The organism is Burkholderia sp. 10_S31, from assembly GCF_056930375.1.
Map to the genome: position 1 here is coordinate 1,288,272 of NZ_JBXOWK010000001.1, position 20,356 is coordinate 1,308,627.

Here is a 20,356-nt window from a genome sequence, read left to right on the forward strand (position 1 = left end):
CGAAATGAAGAAAATTGAAACTATCATGGCTCCCGCTGCAATTGGTCCCTACTCGCAGGCCATTGCTAAAGATGGCTTCCTGTTCGTATCCGGTCAGTTGCCGTTAGATCCTGCGACGGGTTCGATCGTGGGACAGGATGCTGCTCAGCAGATCTGTCAGTGTCTCGCCAATGTCCGTGCGATTGCCGAGGCCGCCGGAAGTTCTCTCGAGAAGACCGTCAAAACGACGGTGCTGCTGACAGACCTTGGCGACTTCCCGCTCGTGAACGAAGCGTACAGCAGTTTTTTCACCGACCCGTATCCCGCACGTGCCTGCTATCAGGTTTCAGCTGTTCCGAAAGGTGCCCGTGTCGAAGTGGAAGCAGTGATAGCTCTTGATTGACGGCAACAACGCGATCGTGCGGATGAGGCTGAAAATGTTGAGTCGGCCTGGATCAAGCAAGACGAACCTTGGCTCGAATTTCAGTTTTTTCTGCGAGATATTGCCACAGGAAGGTACTTTTCATGACCGACACGCGCTACACAATAGTTGAGGATTTGGTGCCCTCGGCCGCCGCGTTGCAAGAGATCCGTCAACACATCCATCGTCATCCGGAGCTGGCGTACGAAGAGGTCGAGACGGCCGCGCTTGTCGCGGCTCGTCTTGAGCAGTGGGGCTGGCAGGTTACGCGTGGCGTTGGCAAGACAGGTGTCGTCGGCACAATGAAGGTTGGCGACGGCACGCGCCGCGTTGGCATCCGCGCTGACATGGATGCGTTACCGATTGTCGAGGCGACCGGACTGCCATACGAGAGCGTGACACACGGCAAGATGCACGCTTGCGGGCACGATGGCCATACGACGATGTTGCTTGGCGCCGCACAGCACCTCGCGAAGACGCGCAATTTCTCCGGCACAGTGCATCTGTATTTTCAACCCGCAGAGGAGAACGATGTCAATAGCGGCGCGAAAAAGATGATTGAGGACGGATTGTTCGAGCGCTTCCCGTGCGATGCGGTGTTCGGAATGCACAACCACCCAGGTGTCGCGCCTGGTGTGTTCCTGACGCGGCGCGGGCCATTCGTGTCGGCGGACGACAAGGTAATCATCACGATCGATGGCGTCGGCGGCCACGCGGCGCGGCCACATCTTGCCGTCGATCCGGTCGTGGTCGCCGCGAGCATTGTCATGGCGCTACAGACCATCGTTTCGCGAAACGTTGACCCATTGCAGCCTGCTGTCGTAACAGTTGGCTCAATGCATGCGGGCAGCGTGAACAACGTGATCCCGAATGGTGCACGTCTTGAGCTGAGCGTACGCTCGTTCAGTGCGGATGTGCGTGCATTGTTGAAGCGTCGGATCATCGAACTGGCTGAGTCGCAAGCCGTGGGTCATGGCGCGGCTGCGCACGTAGACTTTATCGAAGGCTGCCCGGTCGTTGTCAACTCGGCCGCTGAGACGGATTTCGCGGCGCAGGTCGCGCGCGAACTCGTTGGAGAAGAGAACGTTGTCGAGCAGGCCGACATGCTCATGAGCAGCGAGGACTTCGCGTTCATGCTGCAGCAACGTCCCGGGTCATTCGTGCGTCTCGGCAACGGAACGGGCGAGGATGGATGCATGGTGCACAATCCGAAGTACGACTTCAATGATCGCAATTTGCCGATTGGTGCGGCGTTCTGGGCACGCCTGGTTGAGCGCTATCTGGGTCGATGACGAGAGATGTCATAAGGCCGAGCCCGTTAGCTTCGTGACTTGGCTTTCCGCATGCACCGCCGCCAACACAGAGCCCGGTACGATGGCGATGCCGGACCCCGCTGCCATGCACGCCGCGTTGGCTGACATGTGTCATGGATGTTGACGTCGGATATTGCAAGATCCGTCCGCTAGCTAAACTTTGTGTTGCGGAGTTTTTTGGGTAGCCTGCTGGCCGCCATCGTTTGCGCTGCTATCACTTGCACGCTTGCGCTGCAAACCGCTCCAACCGAGCTAGTCCTTCAGTGAGTTCCGGGATGGAGGTGGCAAACGAGAGTCGAACATACTCGGTTGCGCCTTGCTTGCCGAAATCAATACCAGGTGTCAGTGCGACGTGTGCTTCCTCAAGTGCGCGCTTACAGAACTCCATGGCATTCATGCCCGAGTCCCGGACACTGAAGTAGACGTAGAAGGCGCCATCCGGAGGGACCGGAACTGACAGGCCGATGCGATTCAGGCCTTCCAGCACGAGCGAACGTCGGCCCGTCAGTTCGTGACGACGAGATTCGCAGATTGCGATTGTCTCTGGATCGAAGGCCGCCAGGGCAGCGTGCTGGGCCAGCGTTGACGGGCAGATGTAGTAGTTCTGGGCGAGCCGCTCAACAACAGCTGTCATCTCGGGCGGGACGATGCACCATCCGAGCCGCCAACCCGTCATTCCGAAGTACTTGGAAAAGCTATTGATGATGATTGCGTCGGGGTCTACGGATAGGGCGGTCTTAGCTTGGCAGCCACTGGAGTCCGGAAACGTCAGTCCAAGATAGATCTCATCGACAATCCGCCAGGCGCCATTCGAGTTCGCCAGACGGCAGATTTCCGCAAGCTCGGTAATCGGCACGGACGTTCCAGTTGGATTGCTAGGCGTGGCGATCATCAGACCACGCACGCCGTCTGACCAGTGCTTTTTGACTAGGTCTGAACTCAGTTGGAACCGAGTCTCCGGCCCAGTTGGCACGAGCTCCACTTCAGCCCCAAAGCTAGCAAGGAACTGGCGATTGCAAGGATACGACGGGTCGGCCACAAGGACGCGATCGCCTGGATTGACCAGGGCGGCAGTTACCAGCAGTAGGGCCGCAGACGCGCCGGCAGTGACAACGACGCGCGACGGATCAACATCAACGCCGTACGCTGTACCGTAATACTTCGCAATTTTCTCTCGCAGGGGAAGGAGACCGAGCGCCGATGTGTAGGACATTGGCGTCTTTTCCAGCACTTTCTGCATCGTACGAACGACTGGCTCAGGCGCCCCGAAATCTGGTTCACCGATGTTCAGCTTGACGACGTGGTGGCCTTGAGCCTCAAGGGCCGCGGCACGGCTCCCGAACTCCATGGCAAGGAACGGAGAGACGGATAGCGCTCGCTGGGAGAGTTTCATGATCTCTAATGGAATGCGGATAATTCGGAGAAGGGGGGCGATGCGAGGGTAGCCGGCCTGGATTCAACGGCGAAACGCGCCGCGCGAGCACAGGAACCGAGTCAGCGACATCGTTGCCGAGGACGGGATAGTTTAGGTTGGCCGACGGCACGAGGAATAGGGTTTATCGAAAAGCACATTTACGAAAAACGTAACACTGCCATGGTTGATTTCGCGGTTTCATAGCCGTGCTAGGCTATTTGATACTTGCAATGCCGGTCGCGCGATAGCTCGACTGCTTGGGTGTGGGGTTGGGGTCGCGCGCTTACGATGAAAGACCATGTTCAGTATCAGCACGTAGCTGAGGTCCCGGGCCTAGTGCTCGGTGCGGCGCGATTTTGCGAATTCACATTCGACCGCCACTTCCACATCGACTATCACATTGGCTTGGTCACTGAGGGCATTCAGCGGCAAACGTTCCGGGGCAACTCGGTCCTGCTTGGTCCTGGCTGCATCTCGCTAATGCCCCCGGGCGAGATTCATGATGGCATTAACGAAGGCGCCGCCGGTTACACCCTAAACACCTTTCGTCTGTCTTATGACCTTCTAGCAGGGGTCCTGGAGGAAGTTGGGAATCGGCGCGCCGAAGTCGAACTCGGCGGAGCCATGCTTGAATCGCCGGTCCTGGCTGCCCATCTTTTGCGCCTACATGATGCGATGCGTGCGTCCACCGGTTCGATGACTCTCGCAGTCGCGTCAGAGTGGCTTACACTTCTCCATACCCTATTTTCCGAATCGAGAGGAATTGTCCCAAAGGAAGAGAAGGGTGCGCTTTCGCCCATCCAATGGTGTCGCGTCCGGGACTATTGCTTCGCCCACTTGGGCGAAAAGATCACGTTGGATGAGTTGGCTGCTGTATGCGGTCTGGGGCGATTTCACTTCCTCAGGCAATTCAAGCAGACAATCGGGATGACTCCGCATGCATGGCTCGTGCGACTACGTCTTGAGCAGGCATGTTCGTTACTGACCCGAGGATCCAAGACCGTCGCGGAAGTTGCTCAAGGCGTAGGGTTTTACGATCAAAGCCACTTCAACCGCGCGTTTCGTCAGGCGTTCGGGGTGCCACCGTCGAACTACTGATTCAGAAGCGAGCTTCTTCAGCCGTCGTCCAATCCGTGCTGCGATTCGACGATCGGTACGGCTGGACGCGCCTCACGATTCCTGCTGCATTCCGCTGCACGTTTCACACACAGACGTGAGACGTGTCGCTACGGAGCATCATTGGCCCTGATTCCGGAAAACAAATGGGACGAACAGTAGGGCGCCGAGTCAATTTTTTACAAGTCCCGACCTCACGGACCCGATACGCTGTTCTGACGTATGGCGCGCGCCCGTCGTCGAAGCAAAAGCGGCTGAAACTCAACATCGGACTCGTTCGTGTGAGCTGAGTGTTGGTACCGGAACGGCTGGCCTGCCTCGCTGAGAAGGAGTGCCGAACCGGATTGGTCTCGCAGAGGCCGACCGGCCTCACGACAAAGGTGGCAACGGCACGACGGATACGCGGTATCTAGCGAGTAACGCATCGAGCGTGAAGAATTGTGAATTTCTGGAAAAGGATATTTGAAATGACAGACCGCCGTTATCTGACCAGCGACGACCTCAGCATGCACGGGGACGTTGTCAGTTGCTCCCGGACCGAAGATGGAAGTTTCGAGGTCGTCCTGGCAGCGACTCTGTTTCATCCGCAAGGTGGCGGACAACCTTCGGATCAGGGGACGATTGCCGGCGCGAAGGTACTTCGTGTTAGCCAGGTCGGCGATAACGTGGTTCATTCGTGCGACCAAGAAGTCCCGTTGGGAGGTGCCCAGGTCGAGATCTCTGCCGAAGCGCGCTCGTTGCATGCGCGGCTGCATTCGGCGGGCCATCTCATCGGCGTCTGCGGTGAGCAATCCGGGTGGCAAGCCGTCAAAGGACATCACTGGCCGGGCGAGGCGCGAGTCGTTTTCGACCCCGTTGCAAACCCGAAGGAACTGACCGCGGACCTGATCGAGTTGCACGTTAATGCAAATGTTGCAGCAGCCCTGAGTCGCATCACGACTATGGAAGACGGTAAGCGCTCGATCGGCTTCGGTGAGCTCCCGTCCTATAGCTGTGGCGGCACTCACGTTGCCTCAACTGCGGAAATCGGGAAAGTGACCATCTCGAAGGTAAAAGAAAAGAAGGGACAGCTGTGGGTCTACTACGACCTCGCGGAGCCTAACTGATAGCGCCGCGGTATGCGTTGAACGCCCGGAGTATCGTGATTGATTCGTTCGACTTCTTGACGATTCATCGCATAAATTTCGGATACCGAATCTCACGATTACCACCTTCATCGACGGAAACCGAGGTATCTCCAGTTTCCGTCGACGCAACCGGCTGCCGGTAGTACTTGTCGGTTGTTGATTGAAACAAAAAGAAATTCCCCGAGTTCGCAGTAGACCTAGGTCGGTGAGCCGAGAGGCTCAACGGAGCCCGACGTCGAATGCAAAGCTGAGCTGGCTCCGGAGGAAAGCAAGAACGCAAACCATCGCGCTGCAGACGGCAACCAAGGTCGCGAAGTAAAACTAGAGACGGAGACATTGAATGAGTCTTTTGAGGACGAAAAGTATCGATGCGATGATCGCATCGAGTCGGCAATCCAGCGGCCTGAAAAAGGTGCTTGGGCCGCTCGACCTTATCCTGATGGGTATCGGTGCAATCATCGGTACCGGAATCTTTGTCATCACCGGAACTGGCGCGGTAACGGCGGGCCCCGCGGTGATGTTGTCGTTTGTGATAGCAGCGATCGCTTGCGGATTTGCAGCGCTCTGCTACGCCGAGTTCGCGTCGACCGTCCCCGTCGCTGGGTCGATCTACGCATACAGCTACGCCACACTGGGCGAGTTCATCGCATGGATGATTGGGTGGGACCTCGTGCTCGAATATGGGCTTGCGACCTCGGCCGTCTCTGCCGGATGGTCCGGATATTTCCAGTCGCTCATGGCCGGCTTCGGATGGAAGCTTCCAGTCGCACTTTCCGCTGCCCCAGGAGCCTTACCTGGTGTCGAGACCTACTGCAATCTCCCCGCGCTACTCATCATGCTGGCGGTGACGACATTGCTGTCGATCGGCGTCAATGAGACGAAGCGCATTAACAACCTGATGGTCGCGATCAAGGTTACGGTCGTGGTCCTCTTTATTGTCGTCGGTGTTCGTCACGTCCAACCTGCGAACTGGCACCCATTCCTCCCGTTCGGTTACGGCGGGGTACTGAGCGCAGCGTCGCTGGTCTTCTTCGCGTTCATCGGCTTCGATGCCGTATCGTCTGCGGCGGAGGAGGTGAAGCGTCCGGGCCGAGATCTGCCGATTGGGATCATCGGCTCGCTCGTGTGCTGCACGGTGCTCTACATTGCTGTAACGGCAATCATGACCGGTATCGTGCCGTACCAACAGTTCCTCGGAATTGACCATCCTGTCTCGCTGGCGCTGCAGCATGCAAAAGAGAATTGGTTCGCAGGATTCGTCGACCTTGGGGCGATCCTCGGTATGACGACGGTCATTCTGGTTATGTTCTACGGGCAGACACGCATCATCTTCGCGATGTCTCGGGACGGCCTGATGCCTAAGCGGTTCTCGAAAATCCATCCGAAGTTCGGCACCCCGTTCTTCACTACATGGACGGTTGGGATTTTGTTTTCCATGCTTGGTGCTGTCGTTCCGCTTAACGTGCTTGCGGAGCTGGTGAATATCGGGACGCTGGCCGCATTCTGCCTTGTCGCAGTCGCAGTGATCGTTCTTCGGAAGAAGAGGCCCGATCTGCATCGAGCCTTCCACTGTCCTGGCGTTCCCGCCGTTCCGGTACTTGCGATCGTATTCTGTGTCGTATTGATGGCCTATTTGAAACCGATCACCTGGATCGCGTTTGGTGGTTGGCTCTGCCTGGGGGCAGTCGTCTACTTCGCGTATGCACGGCATAACTCCCTTTTGCGGACTGAAAAGTCGAGGCGGAACTACGAAGTCGGGACACAGGCGTAGTCATTCAATAGGCGTTTGGGGAGCTCGACGCAGTTCCTCATCTTCCAGGGCAAGTCACCGACCGTCGATCTCGAACCGCTGACTTCATTGCCGCGGTACACAGAGATCTTTACCGTGCATCGTCACGCGGCGCAGGTAGCGCCGATCGTGATGATGCGTTGACGGAGAAGTACTCGGCGTCAGCTTTGAGCTGCGGTGTGATTCGTTGCTCCACCCAATCGAGCCACGCTCTTGTTTTCGCATTCAGGTAGTGCCTAGATGGAAGCAAGGCGTAGATGCCGATATCGGGTGAACGCCAATCTGGAAGAACGCGGGTCAAGCGTCCTTCCCGGACCGCGTCGATGACGGTGAAAAGTGGGAGGAGTGTGATGCCGGCGCCTCGCAGGGTCACATCGAGGACCATGTCAGGTGTGTCTGCAATCAACTTCCCTCGCAAGTTGTATTGCAACGTACTACCGCTTCCGTCCGTCAGGTTCCACTCCGGACGGATAGACGGGTTGAGCAACCTCAGGCACGTATGGTTCGCTAAATCGTCTGGAGATTGAGGGGTGCCATGTCGTTCGATGTAGTCAGGGGAGGCGCAGAGTATCGAGAACGTTGTGCCGAGCCTCCTTGCAACCAGTCCAGAGTCGGTCAGTGCTTCGGCCAGGTACAGGCTGACGTCGACACCGCGAGCGAGCAGATCCGGAACGTACTGGGAGGTGCTGTACTCAACGGTCAGCTGAGGATAGCTGGCGCAGAAATCGGCCATCATCGGAGCAACGTAGTGCTGCCCGAAGTTGACCATGCATTGGACGCGAAGTCGCCCGTGTGGCGTCGTAGTCGCGCCCGATGCATTCGCTTCGGCCTCTTCGACGAGGGCAATGACCTCGCGGCATCGCTCTGCGTAGTCAGCCCCGACATCTGTCAGCACACGAAGGCGCGTCGACCGCTGGAGGAGCTTGGCGCCCAAACGCTTCTCAAGATCGGTCACGAGGCGAGAGATTTGCGCGGTAGTTAGGTCCATTTGCTCGGCAGCGGCAGTGAAACTGCCACTGTCAATGACCTTCAAAAATGCGCGCATCGCGTGCAGGAGACCACCATCCAGAGCTTTACGCATAACGTAAATATCCTTTTCGTTTCATCTTATTGTTGCATGAATTCGCTGTATTCACAATGTGAAACATCCGCATGGAGGTTTCACATGAGCGTTGGTCGTAACCGCACTGCAGTTACTCGCCGCCTGGGGGCATTCGGTCCCTGGGTGTTGCTGGCACTCCCGCCCTTGCTCTGGGCGGGCAATTTCGTTGTCGGACGAGCGCTTCGGGGCGAGGTTCCACCCATGACGCTTGCATTCGTTCGCCATCTGATTGCGTTCGGCTGTCTGCTGCCCTTCTCTTGGGCGGCGATCAGACGTGACGCCAAGCGTTACTGGAACCATCGCTGGCTGCTGGTTCGGACTTCGGTTGCTGGCCTGGCTGGTTTCAACCTGTTCGTGTATGCCGGTCTCCATTTCACAACGGCCTCGAACGCACTGTTGCTGAACTCCATGATTCCGGTGCTGATTGTCTTGTTCGGCGGCCTGATTTACAAACAACGCTTCACCCGCAACCAGGCCGTTGGGATGGCACTCTCCAGTGCAGGTGTTCTCGTGATTCTTCTTCAAGGCGACTTGCACCGCTTCGTCGCATTGCAGTTTTCGATGGGCGACTTGATTGTGTTTGTAGGCATGGGGTGTTTCGCCTTGTATTCGCTTTGGCTGCGAGGATTGCCGAAAGATTTGAATCCGATCGGTGTTCTCACCCTGCAGTTGGCCATCGCAGCATTTGTTCTCGCTCCAGGCTTCATCTGGGAATACGTAGCGGGACATCGTGCGGTATGGACGCATTCATCGATGCTCGGAATGCTGTATGTCGCTCTTGCCGCTTCATTGCTAGCGACGCTCCTGTACATGGCAGGTGTCGCGCGCGTCGGCCCATCCCAAGCAGGCCTGTTCATTCACCTCATCCCGGTCTACGGAGCGGTTCTTTCAAGCCTGCTTCTCGGCGAAACGATTCATGCCTATCACTTGGTGGGACTGGCTGCGATCTTGGCAGGACTGGGGTGCGCGAACCTGAACTTGACCCGTAAAGTGCGGGCAAACCGCGGTGGGTATCAAGCAGTTGATGTGGGGAGGCAAAGCCTGCCTTGAATGGCCGGTGACGTCGCTCTTCATCACTTGCAGATCAATTGTCAAATTACTATTTTTGGGTAGAGGAGGTCTACATGCCGCTCCACATCGAATCACCTCTGATGCAGTCGAGGCCGCTGAGCATTCTGAGTGGGAAGGATGTTTGGCTGAAGTACGATGCGCTGCAGCCGTCCGGTTCGTTCAAGATCCGAGGTATTGGACTGCTTTGCGAGGAATATGCTCGCCAAGGAAAGACGCGCTTCATCTCGTCGTCGGGCGGGAACGCTGGAATTGCGGCCGCCTATGCCGGCCGCCAGCTTTCGATCCCCGTAACGGTCGTCGTTCCCGAGACGACAACCCTGCGAGCGAAGGCACTTATTGAACAGGAAGGCGCATCCGTGATTGTCCACGGCGCTTCCTGGATGGAGGCCAATGCTCTGGCTCTGTCCATGCTCGACTCGACGTCTGCTTTCGTTCATCCGTTCGACAATCCAACCACATGGGCCGGACATGCAACCATGATCGACGAGGTTGCGAGGGCAAAAATTCCGTTCGATTCGGTGCTCTTGTCCGTTGGTGGCGGTGGACTTCTCTCAGGTGTGGTCGAAGGCCTGCAGCGAAACGGTCTTGGGAACATTCCGGTCGTAGCGATCGAAACGGAAGGTGCCGACTCCCTAGCACAATCGGTTGCGGCGGGCACCCGGATTGAGCTGGATGCCATCACGAGCGTGGCGACGTCGCTCGGCGCTAAGAAGGTGTGTGAGAACGCGTTCGAAGTCACGCGGTCACATGACGTACGGTGCCACGTGGTGACTGACCTCGAGGCGCTGGATGCTTGTGAGCGGTTCCTTCACGACCACCGAGTATTGGTCGAACCGTCGTGCGGTGCAACGTTGGCGGCTATTTACAGCCGAAATCAAAGCATCATCGCCGACTTCAAGGCACCGCTGGCGATCGTGTGTGGCGGTGCAACCGCGACCTACGAACAGATCCTGGAATGGCGAACCAAAGCAGCTGCGCAGGCCGACCAATCGCATTGAATTGACGCCACCGCAGAGTCGCCCACCGCCGACCTGATACAAATCTCTCATGCCGTTGCATGCTGCTATGCGACGGCATGAATTCGATCGACAGACAGCCGCCTCTAGTCCATCAGTGTGGGTCGCGCACACCGCCCCGGCGGATAGGAATAAATGGGCAGTGTCATGGCACTTACAGCCTGTCGTGCCACGTCCGAATTGCATCGAAATGGGAATTGAGGGGGAGCGTACGTGGCGTTTCGCGCGATGGCAGAATCACGTTGCTGGGGAGAGCGGCGCCGCTGGAAGCGGTATGCTGCGATTCGCCGTTGTGTTGCTAAGAGTTCGGCAAAAACCCTCGAAGAGGACGTCAGTCAATAAGACATCCGATGAGGTGGTCGATGTAACAGTGGCTATTGCAACTCGGGGCAAGAGGACTCGGTAACATCGACTGGCACTGGCAGTTCGTCGAGCAAGCCAATCGGCATTCCAGCAGTGTAATCGATTTGTTCATCCATGATTTTGCACTCCTGATTGTCACATTGAATGTATGAGACATCCGCGGTAGCGACCGAACGATAGATGGTCGCCAAGGGCTTGTGGCCCAGGCGAGTGGGGCGGCACTTCATGGGTACCTGGTTCCTGGCCACGGGGGGCGGCGCACTCGGACTAGGCGGAATTGATTGTCCGAGTGGCGACAATCCTAGGGCTCCGAAAACACCGGTGCTTGTAAAAAATTGACCTGATTTTTTAGTTTGGTCATCCGACGGGTTATCGCTTCTTTCCGTCTGGAGTTCAACCTACTTTCCTTGATGGTGTTTACCCTTGGCCCTGTGCCCCGTGGGCTCTGCTTGAGTGGAACGTAGTGTCGATCTAGTCGTTGCCCGGCAAGCCCCTGAGCCTGATTGCCACTTCCGGTCACGATCTTGAGTGCGAGCGCGCGTGGCATGCATCTTCCGACCTTACCTGATACGTAAATATTCTTTACCTTCCGGCGGATTGTTGCGTTTATTGGCCCCCCCCACAATCGACCCGAGGCCTGATAGTTCGCGGCGACGGCGAATGGCAATTGCGGTTCCAACATTGCTATTCGATGGCGGAAATCAGGGTCCAGGCCGCGGGTCTGCTTTTGTACGGACGCCGGCGATCGAAGTGACATGTGAACCTCAAGTTGCGCCCGCCCAACTTGGTCCGCCTGTCCACCGCAATACACAGAAGACTACGATGAGACACACAGAAGTTGTTCCGTTGAAGCCGGCCGATTCCAAGCCTATCTCACTCGACGACAAGTATCTTCGCGACGAGGGGCACGCCTTCATGAACGGCATGCAGGCTTTGGTGCGGCTGGCGCTTTCTCAGCAGCGTCGTGATGCCAAAAATGGCCTTCGCACCGCCGGATTCATTTCCGGCTATCGCGGTTCGCCCCTGGGCTCTTTCGACACCTCCCTCTGGCAGGCCGGCAAGCACCTGAAGGCCCATGACATCGTCTTTCAACCCGGTGTGAACGAAGACCTGGCCGCCACAGCGTGCTGGGGCACACAGCAGGCCCATCTCGCTGGTCAGGGAAAGTTCGACGGCGTTGTCGGGTATTGGTATGGCAAAGGGCCGGGGGCCGACCGCTCGGGCGACGTGTTCAGGCATGCGAACCTCGCTGGTACGGCGGAGCACGGCGGAGTGGTGGCGTTGTTCGGCGATGACCACTCGTGCAAGTCGTCGAGCATCCCCCACCAGTCGGAGCACGTCATGATGGGGTGCGGTCTGCCCATCTTCTATCCGACGTCGCTTCAGGAAGTCCTGGATTTCGGTGCGCACGCGGTCGCGATGTCCCGCGCCACCGGGCTTTGGGCATCGATGAAACTGGTGAGCGAGATCGTCGAAACGTCGGCTTCCGTCGACGTCAGCCTTCAGCGAGTGCGGCCCAATATCGAGATCGATGCGCCGATGCCCCCCGGAGGATTGAATATTCGGTGGCCGGACCGTTCCCTTGCACAGGAAGAGCGTCTCTACACGTACAAGCTTCCGGCCGCGATCGCGTACGCGCGGGCCAACGCCATCAACCAGGTGACGTGGCCGTGTGCCAACGCACGCATTGGTATTGCTGCGAGCGGCAAAGGTTACCTCGATACCGTTGAAGCTCTGAGGATTCTCGGCCTCGAAGGCGAGCCTGCGCAACGTATCGGCCTTCGCGTGTTCCGGGTTGGGATGATTTGGCCACTTGAGCCGGCTGGTTTGCGAGTCTTCGCTGCGGGTCTCCAAGAGCTTATTGTCGTGGAGGAGAAGCGCCCGATCCTTGAGTCGCAGATCAAAGACGAACTGTATTCCCTGCCGGACCATCTCCGGCCCCGTGTTGTCGGGAAGTCGTCGGATCTTCACGGCGAATGGAGCACACCTCGCAGCGAAGCGCCGCTGATTACCCACTATGAGCTTCAGCCTGAACCGATCGCGAAGATGTTGGCCGCGCGGCTGCTCAAGTTTCCGATGCCGGAAGACATCAAGCGCCTGATCGAGGAACGCGTCAAAGGCATCGAAGAGGCCGAGCGGGCGTCTCGCCGTGTCATCGACATCGCCGAACGTAAGGCGTATTTCTGCAGCGGTTGCCCTCACAATTCCTCGACGGTCGTCCCGGAGGGTAGTCGTGCCCTTGGCGGCATCGGGTGCCATTTTCTTACACTCACCATGGACCGTGGGACGGAGACGTTCACGCACATGGGCGGAGAAGGTGCCAACTGGGTCGGGACGTCGCCGTTTACGAAAGAAAACCACGTGTTCACGAACCTGGGGGATGGCACGTACTTTCACTCCGGGTACATGGCAATCCGGCAGGCGGTCGCTGCAAAAGTCAACATTACCTACAAGATCCTTTACAACGATGCGGTGGGCATGACGGGTGGCCAGCACGTCGACGGCCAGCTCAGCGTGGCGCAGCTTACGCGCCAGCTCGCGGCTGAAGGTGTCGGCAAAGTTGTCATCGTGAGTGACGAGCCGGGGTTGCTGAGTGAAGCTGAAGGGCTGGCGCCTGGAGTGACGATCCGTCACCGAAACGAACTGGACACCGTACAGCGCGAATTGCGTGCTGTACCCGGCGTATCCGCTTTGATCTATGCGCAAACGTGCGCGAGTGAGAAGCGCCGTCGACGCAAGCGCAATGAGTATCCGGATCCCGCGCAAAGAGCATTTATCAACCCCGAGATATGTGAGGGGTGTGGAGATTGCTCGAAAAAATCGAACTGCCTGTCAGTCGAGCCGGTCGAGACGGCCCTGGGAACGAAACGGCGCATCAATCAGAGCAGTTGCAACAAGGATTTCTCGTGTGTCGAGGGCTTCTGTCCGAGCTTCGTCACGGTGCATACGCGCGATACGAAGCGGCCGCCGAAGTTTGATCAACTGCCGGAAGGCTGGCCGTCCAAGCCGGCTCTGCCCGCGCTGACCTCGCCGCTGCGGATCGTAGTGGGCGGCGTCGGGGGTACGGGCGTGGTGACCATCGGAGCATTGCTCGGTATGGCCGCACACCTCGAGGGCAAGGCAGTTTGCGTCATGGACATGGCCGGGATGGCCCAAAAAGGCGGCACGGTCTATTCCTACGTTCAACTTGCCGCGCGTGACGACGAAATCTCGGCAACGAAAATCGCAGCCGACCAGTGCGACCTGCTGATCGGTGCAGATGCCGTGGTGGCGGGAAGCAATGCGACGTTGTCGCGGCTGCGTGACGACGCACTCGTTATCGTCAGCGAAGACACGAGTCCGACCTCGGAATTCATCAAGTCTCGTGATTGGTCAGCGCCGGTCAACGACCTGATGGCTCGGCTGCGCAAAAGGACGAGTCGCGGTCGCGTCGTGGCATTGCCGGCGGCCCGTATCGCCGCGCGTGTTCTAGGCGATGCGATCTTCGCGAATCTGATGTTGCTCGGTATCGCATGGCAGTCCGGACGCATCGCGTTGGAGCGTAGCAGCATCGAGCGAGCCATCGAGCTGAACGGTACGGCTGTTCCGAAGAATCTGGAAGCGTTCCGGATCGGTTGTCATCTCGCTAGCGATGCAAAGCTTGTCAAGATGCTGTTGGCCGCAGAAGCGCCCGCGGCTGTGCCGAAATCGCTTCTCGAAGTGATTGAGGACCGAGCTCGCCGCCTTGAGTCGTACTGGAACGCCAAGTATTCCCTCCAGTACCGCAAGCTGATGGAACAGGCAGAGCGCGCGTTGCCCGAGAGCCTTGCCATGACTCTGGCGGCCCAGCTCTACCGCGTGATGGCCTATAAGGACGAGTACGAAGTCGCGCGAATGTTGGTGTCGTCGGATTTCCGAAAGTCCGTCGAACGGGAATTCGGCCAGGGCGTTCGCATGAGCTACCACCTCGCTCCGCCGACGCTTGGAACTGGTCCGAGTGTTCGAAAGCGGACGTTTGGTGAGTGGATTCGGTGGCCGATGGGCGTACTCGCACGTATGCAGTGGCTTCGTGAGACGCCGCTCGATCTGTTCGGTCGTAACGAGGAGCGCCGCCACGAGCGGGCATGGCGTGACCGGTACATCGCATTTATCGAGTCGCTTCTGTCCTCTCCTACGAAGCTCGATATTTCGGTAGCGGAGCAAATCGCGCGACTTCCCGCGGACGTACGGGGTTTTGGCCACGTCAAAGCGCAAGCAATGAACATCGCGTCGAAGCGCTGGGACGAGCTTGAGGGCCAACTCGCCAAAAACGCGCAGAAGTGACGGACGCTGGCCCGACTCCTCGCGAGTCGGGTCATTCTCAGCAGACAGTGCTAAACAAGGAGAGTTTGAGGGGTCTGCAGTCTGGAACGGGAGGGTTGCGCAAATAGAGGCATTGACAGGAAGGCAGGGCGGTCCGCTTGCCGTCCTCGGTCATCCGGTCACTATTCTGCAGCGGCGAGGTGTCGCTCCGGCGAGCGCAATCGCTCTTGGTTCTCGTCTTGCTATTGACCCACTACGAACACGTCAAGGCGTCTACCGCGACAAGTAAGCGCGTGGTTGCGAGGACGCCTCGCGTCATAACGGAGGAGTTCTTAGATGAAGATCTTGGTGGCAGTGAAGCGTGTGGTTGATTACAACGTGAAGGTCCGCGTGAAGTCGGACAACACGGGCGTCGACATCGCGAACGTGAAGATGTCGATGAACCCGTTCGACGAAATCGCGGTGGAAGAGGCGGTGCGCCTGAAGGAAGCCGGTGTGGCGACCGAAGTGATCGCGGTATCGGTCGGTGTCGCGCAAGCGCAGGAAACGCTGCGTACGGCGCTGGCGATCGGTGCGGATCGCGCGATCCTCGTCGAGTCGAACGATAGCGTCGAGCCGCTGGCCGTCGCGAAGATCCTGAAGGCGCTGGTCGACAAGGAACAGCCGCAGCTGGTGATCCTCGGCAAGCAGGCGATCGACGACGATTCGAACCAGACGGGCCAGATGCTGGCCGCGCTGGCCGGCCTGCCGCAAGCGACGTTCGCATCGAAGGTCACGATCGCCGACGGCCGTGCCACGGTCGCACGTGAAGTCGACGGCGGCGCGGAAACGCTGTCGCTGTCGCTGCCGGCGGTCGTCACCACGGACCTGCGCCTGAACGAGCCGCGTTACGTGACGCTGCCGAACATCATGAAGGCGAAGAAGAAGCCGCTGGAAACGGTGAAGCCGGAAGACCTGGGCGTGGACGTCGCGCCGCGTCTGAAGACGCTGAAGGTGGTCGAGCCGCCGAAGCGCGCGGCCGGCGTGAAGGTGCCGGACGTGAAGACGCTGGTCGAGAAGCTGAAGACCGAAGCCAAGGTGCTGTAAGGAAGGAGCGCATAGACATGACGATTCTGGTTATTGCCGAACACGACAACGTGTCGATCAAGGCTAGCACGCTGAACACCGTGGCTGCGGCGGCAGTCATCTCGACCATGGGGCACCAGGACATTCACGTGCTGGTTGCGGGGCACAACGCTCAGGCGGCGGCGGAAGCGGCGTCGAAGATCGCGGGCGTTTCGAAGGTCTTGCTGGCCGACGCGCCACACTTGGCTGAAGGCCTTGCGGAGAATGTCGAGGCGACCACGCTGACCGTCGCGAAAAGCTATTCACACATCCTGGCGCCGGCGACTGCCTACGGTAAGAATGTAGCCCCGCGTATCGCCGCAAAGCTCGATGTCGCCCAAATCTCGGACATCACAGCCGTTGATTCCGCCGACACCTTCGAGCGCCCAATCTACGCTGGTAATGCCATTGCGACGGTGCAATCGACGGACGCGATCAAGGTGATCACGGTGCGTGCGACGGGTTTCGACCCGGTGGCAGCCGAAGGCGGCAGCGCAGCGATCGAGAAGGTCGACGCGGCAACGGGCGCAGGCGTGTCGCAATTCGTGAGCCGGGAAGTGACGAAGCTGGACCGTCCGGACCTGACGAGTGCGAAGATTATCGTGTCGGGTGGCCGCGGCTTGGCGAGCGGGGAAAATTACGCGAAGGTGCTCGAGCCACTCGCAGACAAACTCGGTGCTGCGCTTGGCGCGTCGCGTGCCGCCGTCGACGCAGGCTACGTGCCGAACGACTACCAGGTCGGACAGACGGGCAAAATCGTCGCGCCCCAGTTGTATATTGCCGTCGGCATTTCGGGGGCGATCCAGCACCTCGCTGGCATGAAGGACTCGAAGGTGATCGTCGCAATCAACAAGGATCCCGAGGCTCCGATCTTCAGCGTCGCGGATTTTGGTCTTGTTGACGACCTCTTTGCGGCTGTCCCCGCCCTTGTCGCTGCAATAGGCGAACAGGAATGACCGGATAAAAGGAGGACGTATGTCTCCGACCAACTTCGAGCGAACGCGAGCCGAGGCGGCTAATTCAGCTAACGAAGCCGATGCGGCATTGTGGCGCTGGTTCTGTCAGGCCTATGAAGAGGGACGAATTCGGTGGTGCAAGTCAGCGCAAGGCTGGCTGGTAAGTGTTGATCATAAGCACTTGGCCACCGAACTCGATTTCGATACCGCAATCCGCAAGGCCCGTGCGCGCTATTTTTCGGGGGAGCGAGTAGCGACAAACCCCTAGCGATAGCGCCATATATAAAGCATCAACCAATTGCGGTCGTGAGGTCCACGAGCGACACAGTGTAGTGGTCTCTTGGACCCATTCGGAGGCTGGCAGCTCCTGGACGCACGCTAAGCGAAACAGCGATGACCACCGGAGCTCGGAGACTTGAAGAAGATCCGCGTGCGTTTCGACGACGCGCGAAGCATGGCCCCCGCAGCCCGTACCGTTGTCACAAGTCCAATCAGGAGCACAAGATGAGCTACATTGCGCCCATCAAAGATATGGTCTTCGCCCTCGACAAACTCGCAGATATCGAGGGGACCGCCAAGTTGCCAGGATTCGAAGACGCGACGCTCGAAACCGCAAATGCCGTGCTGAACGAAGCAGCGAAGTTTGCGAGCGAAGTGGTCGCCCCGCTCAACGTCGAAGGCGATCGCCACCCGAGTGAATGGCACGATGGCGAAGTGACCACGACACCCGGTTTCAAGGACGCGTTCCGCCAGTTCGCAGAGGGAGGCTGGCAGGGTGTGATGCATCCGGACCAGTTCGGCGGGCAGGGCCTGTCGAAGCTGATCGCGACGCCGTGCATCGAAATGCTGCACTCGGCGAATCTCTCGTTCGCGTTGTGCCCGATGCTGACCGACGGTGCCATTGAAGCGCTGCTGACAGCCGGTTCGGACGAGCTGAAAATGCGGTATCTGCCAAAGCTGATTTCTGGCGAATGGACCGGAACGATGAACCTGACCGAGCCGCAGGCCGGCTCCGACCTTGCGCTGGTGCGCTCGCGTGCCGAGCCACAGGGCGACGGCTCGTACAAGGTGTTCGGCACGAAGATCTTCATCACGTATGGCGAGCACGACATGGCGGAGAACATCGTCCATCTCGTGCTTGCGCGCACACCCGACGCGCCGGAAGGCGTCAAAGGCATCTCGCTCTTCGTCGTGCCGAAATTCCTCGTGAACGACGACGGCAGCCTTGGCATGCGCAACGACGTGCAGTGCGTGTCGATTGAACACAAGCTCGGCATCAAGGCAAGCCCGACAGCAGTGTTGCAGTTCGGCGACTGCGATGGTGCGATCGGCTATCTCGTCGGTGAGAAAAATCGCGGGCTTGAGTATATGTTCATCATGATGAACTCTGCGCGCTTCGCGGTCGGCATACAGGGGATTGCTGTGTCGGAGGCGGCATATCAGAAGGCCGTAGCGTACGCGAAGGAGCGTGTACAGAGCCGCCCCGTAGATGGCTCGTCGGTAGAGCCCGTTGCGATCATTCATCACCCAGACGTTCGCCGCATGTTGATGACAATGCGCGCGCTGACCGAAGGCGCCCGTGCGCTGGCCTATGTCGCCGCTGCGCACGCTGATCTTGCACACCACGCGCCAGATGAAGCGACTCGTCAGAGCAACGCTGCGATCTACGAATTCCTTGTGCCAGTCGTAAAAGGCTGGAGCACGGAGATGTCAATCGACGTGGCGAGCCTTGGCGTGCAGGTGCACGGCGGCATGGGCTACATCGAGGAAACGGGGGCGGCGCAGTTCTATCGCGATGCACGGATTCTCACGATTTATGAAGGCACCACCGCGATTCAGGCGAACGATTTCGTTGGTCGTAAGACAGTGCGCGATCGTGGCACGGTAGCGAAACAACTGATGGATGCAATGACGCAGACGCTTGCGGCGCTGGACTCGGTTGCGCCGGAGGCGCCGCAAAGCGCAAAGCGTCCAATCGAAGCGATGCAGCAGCGCCTGACGGACGCACGCAACGCATTCGCCCGCACTGCGTACTTCATCGTGGAGTCTGGCCGCAGCGACCCGAATGCGATGTTCGCGGGCAGTGTGCCATATCTGAAGCTCGCGGGCATTGTGCTGTGTGGCTGGCAGATGGCGCGCGCGCTCATTGCCGCTGTGGTCAACTACGAAGAAGATGCGTCGTTCTACGATGCGAAGTTCGCAACAGCGCATTTCTACGCGGATTTCATCCTGCCTCAGGCGCTCGCGCTCGAAGCTTCGGTTATCAGCGCGCGCAACGGCGAAGGGCTGCTGGCGCTGTCCGCGGATCAATTCTGATTGCGGCATGACTTCATGATGCGCAGTCGCAGGACTTCGTGTTCTGCACTGCGGAGCATGGTGTGAGAAGCAATGTGCCCGACGGTGCACGGTCGCGCGGCGCACTCGTCGGGATTTTTAGACAGGGGAGGATCATGGCAATTCAGAAAGTGGGCGTCGTTGGTGCTGGAACGATGGGCAACGGTATCGCACAGGTGTGCGCGATCGCGGGGCTCGATGTGGCGATGGTGGATGTAGCAGACGCGGCGGTGCAAAAAGGCATGGCGACGGTGACGCATAGCCTTGAGCGGCTCGTCGGAAAAGGCAAAATCGAGGCATCGGCACGCGACGCCGCACTTGCGCGGATCGTGACGTCGACCGATTACCAACAGCTCTCGAGCGCAGACATTGTCATCGAGGCGGTCACCGAGCAGGCGAATTTGAAAGCGCGGATCCTCGGGCAAATCGAACGCGCGGCAAAGGCAGACGCGATCATCGCGTCGAACACGTCGTCGATGTCGATTACGGCGCTGGCCGCGACACTCGGCGACCCGAGCCGTTTCGTCGGCATGCACTTCTTCAATCCGGTGCCGCTATTGCCGCTCGTCGAAGTGATCCGCGGCTTGCAGACAAGCGACGCAACTGTCTTCGCCACACGCGAACTCGCAGAAAGGCTTGGCAAGTCGCCGATAGTCGTGCGCAACTCGCCAGGCTTTGTCGTCAACCGTATTCTCGTGCCGATGATCAATGAGGCCTTCAGTGTGCTCGGAGAGAACATCGCGACGCCTGAGGAAATCGATGAAGGTATGAAGCTTGGCGCGAATCATCCGATTGGACCACTGGCGCTGGCAGACCTGATTGGGCTCGACGTGTGTCTTTCGGTGATGGACGTGTATCTGAAGGATTTCGGTGATTCCAAGTATCGTGCGTGTCCGCTGTTGCGCGAGTTGGTCGCTGCGGGGCGGCTCGGACGGAAGACAGGGCACGGGGTATACAAGTACAACTGAGT

The 20,356-nt window shown here is 58.7% G+C and carries 15 protein-coding genes and 1 pseudogene; 14 read left to right on the forward strand and 2 right to left on the reverse strand.

Translation table 11 applies throughout. The annotated features are described in order from the left end of the window. Positions 1-4 precede the first annotated feature (4 nt). Both AC1Z3W_RS05850 and AC1Z3W_RS05855 read left to right on the forward strand, forming a co-directional pair. Positions 5-382 (forward strand): RidA family protein, encoded by a 378-nt coding sequence (locus tag AC1Z3W_RS05850; protein ID WP_483507213.1) that lies wholly within the window; start codon positions 5-7, stop codon positions 380-382. Positions 383-504: 122 nt separating this feature from the next. Continuing rightward, on the forward strand, positions 505-1,692 hold the full coding sequence (locus AC1Z3W_RS05855) for a M20 aminoacylase family protein (protein ID WP_483507214.1): 1,188 nt from the start codon (positions 505-507) through the stop codon (positions 1,690-1,692). Positions 1,693-1,927: 235 nt separating this feature from the next. Here the strand turns inward: AC1Z3W_RS05855 and AC1Z3W_RS05860 are convergent, their stop codons facing one another. Further along, positions 1,928-3,106, reverse strand: a complete 1,179-nt coding sequence (locus AC1Z3W_RS05860; RefSeq protein WP_483507215.1) for a pyridoxal phosphate-dependent aminotransferase — start codon at positions 3,104-3,106, stop codon at positions 1,928-1,930. A 309-nt stretch (positions 3,107-3,415) separates the two neighbouring features. Here AC1Z3W_RS05860 and AC1Z3W_RS05865 point away from each other — a divergent pair, with 309 nt between their 5' ends. The 3 genes from AC1Z3W_RS05865 to bcaP all read left to right on the forward strand — a co-directional run bounded on the left by AC1Z3W_RS05865 (position 3,416) and on the right by bcaP (position 7,141). Then, entirely contained in the window at positions 3,416-4,225 is an 810-nt protein-coding gene (locus AC1Z3W_RS05865) for a helix-turn-helix domain-containing protein (RefSeq protein ID WP_483507216.1), read from the forward strand. A 485-nt stretch (positions 4,226-4,710) separates the two neighbouring features. Beyond that, entirely contained in the window at positions 4,711-5,349 is a 639-nt protein-coding gene (locus AC1Z3W_RS05870; RefSeq protein ID WP_483507217.1) for an alanyl-tRNA editing protein, read from the forward strand. Positions 5,350-5,710: 361 nt separating this feature from the next. Then, positions 5,711-7,141, forward strand: coding sequence for a branched-chain amino acid transporter BcaP (bcaP, locus tag AC1Z3W_RS05875; protein WP_483507218.1), 1,431 nt, complete (start codon positions 5,711-5,713; stop codon positions 7,139-7,141). 109 nt (positions 7,142-7,250) lie between these two features. On the opposite strand, the gene AC1Z3W_RS05880 is transcribed toward bcaP, so the two are convergent. Continuing rightward, on the reverse strand, positions 7,251-8,240 hold the full coding sequence (locus tag AC1Z3W_RS05880; protein WP_483507219.1) for a LysR family transcriptional regulator: 990 nt from the start codon (positions 8,238-8,240) through the stop codon (positions 7,251-7,253). Positions 8,241-8,324: 84 nt separating this feature from the next. On the opposite strand from AC1Z3W_RS05880, the gene AC1Z3W_RS05885 reads away from it, so the two are divergent. The 9 genes and pseudogenes from AC1Z3W_RS05885 to AC1Z3W_RS05925 all read left to right on the forward strand — a co-directional run bounded on the left by AC1Z3W_RS05885 (position 8,325) and on the right by AC1Z3W_RS05925 (position 20,354). Continuing rightward, positions 8,325-9,311: a DMT family transporter gene (locus AC1Z3W_RS05885; protein ID WP_483507220.1), complete on the forward strand. Its 987-nt coding sequence runs from the start codon at positions 8,325-8,327 to the stop codon at positions 9,309-9,311. A 74-nt stretch (positions 9,312-9,385) separates the two neighbouring features. Beyond that, positions 9,386-10,330, forward strand: coding sequence for a pyridoxal-phosphate dependent enzyme (locus tag AC1Z3W_RS05890; RefSeq protein ID WP_483507221.1), 945 nt, complete (start codon positions 9,386-9,388; stop codon positions 10,328-10,330). Between the two features lie 1,203 nt (positions 10,331-11,533). Next, positions 11,534-15,013: an indolepyruvate ferredoxin oxidoreductase family protein gene (locus AC1Z3W_RS05895; protein WP_483507222.1), complete on the forward strand. Its 3,480-nt coding sequence runs from the start codon at positions 11,534-11,536 to the stop codon at positions 15,011-15,013. Positions 15,014-15,328: 315 nt separating this feature from the next. Further along, positions 15,329-16,078 carry an electron transfer flavoprotein subunit beta/FixA family protein gene (locus AC1Z3W_RS05900; protein ID WP_483507223.1) on the forward strand — a complete coding sequence of 250 codons (750 nt, stop codon included), beginning with the start codon at positions 15,329-15,331 and terminating at the stop codon, positions 16,076-16,078. Between the two features lie 17 nt (positions 16,079-16,095). Then, on the forward strand, positions 16,096-17,052 hold the full coding sequence (locus tag AC1Z3W_RS05905) for an electron transfer flavoprotein subunit alpha/FixB family protein (protein ID WP_483507224.1): 957 nt from the start codon (positions 16,096-16,098) through the stop codon (positions 17,050-17,052). Between the two features lie 19 nt (positions 17,053-17,071). Then, a complete protein-coding gene (locus AC1Z3W_RS05910; RefSeq protein ID WP_483507225.1) occupies positions 17,072-17,320 on the forward strand; it encodes a hypothetical protein in 249 nt (82 codons plus the stop codon). 236 nt (positions 17,321-17,556) lie between these two features. Next, positions 17,557-18,952, forward strand: a pseudogene (locus AC1Z3W_RS05915) (acyl-CoA dehydrogenase family protein); the annotation flags it as partial. Positions 18,953-18,960: 8 nt separating this feature from the next. Further along, on the forward strand, positions 18,961-19,368 hold the full coding sequence (locus AC1Z3W_RS05920) for an acyl-CoA dehydrogenase C-terminal domain-containing protein (RefSeq protein ID WP_483507833.1): 408 nt from the start codon (positions 18,961-18,963) through the stop codon (positions 19,366-19,368). 134 nt (positions 19,369-19,502) lie between these two features. Then, positions 19,503-20,354: a 3-hydroxybutyryl-CoA dehydrogenase gene (locus AC1Z3W_RS05925; RefSeq protein ID WP_483507226.1), complete on the forward strand. Its 852-nt coding sequence runs from the start codon at positions 19,503-19,505 to the stop codon at positions 20,352-20,354. The last annotated feature ends 2 nt before the right edge of the window (positions 20,355-20,356 follow it).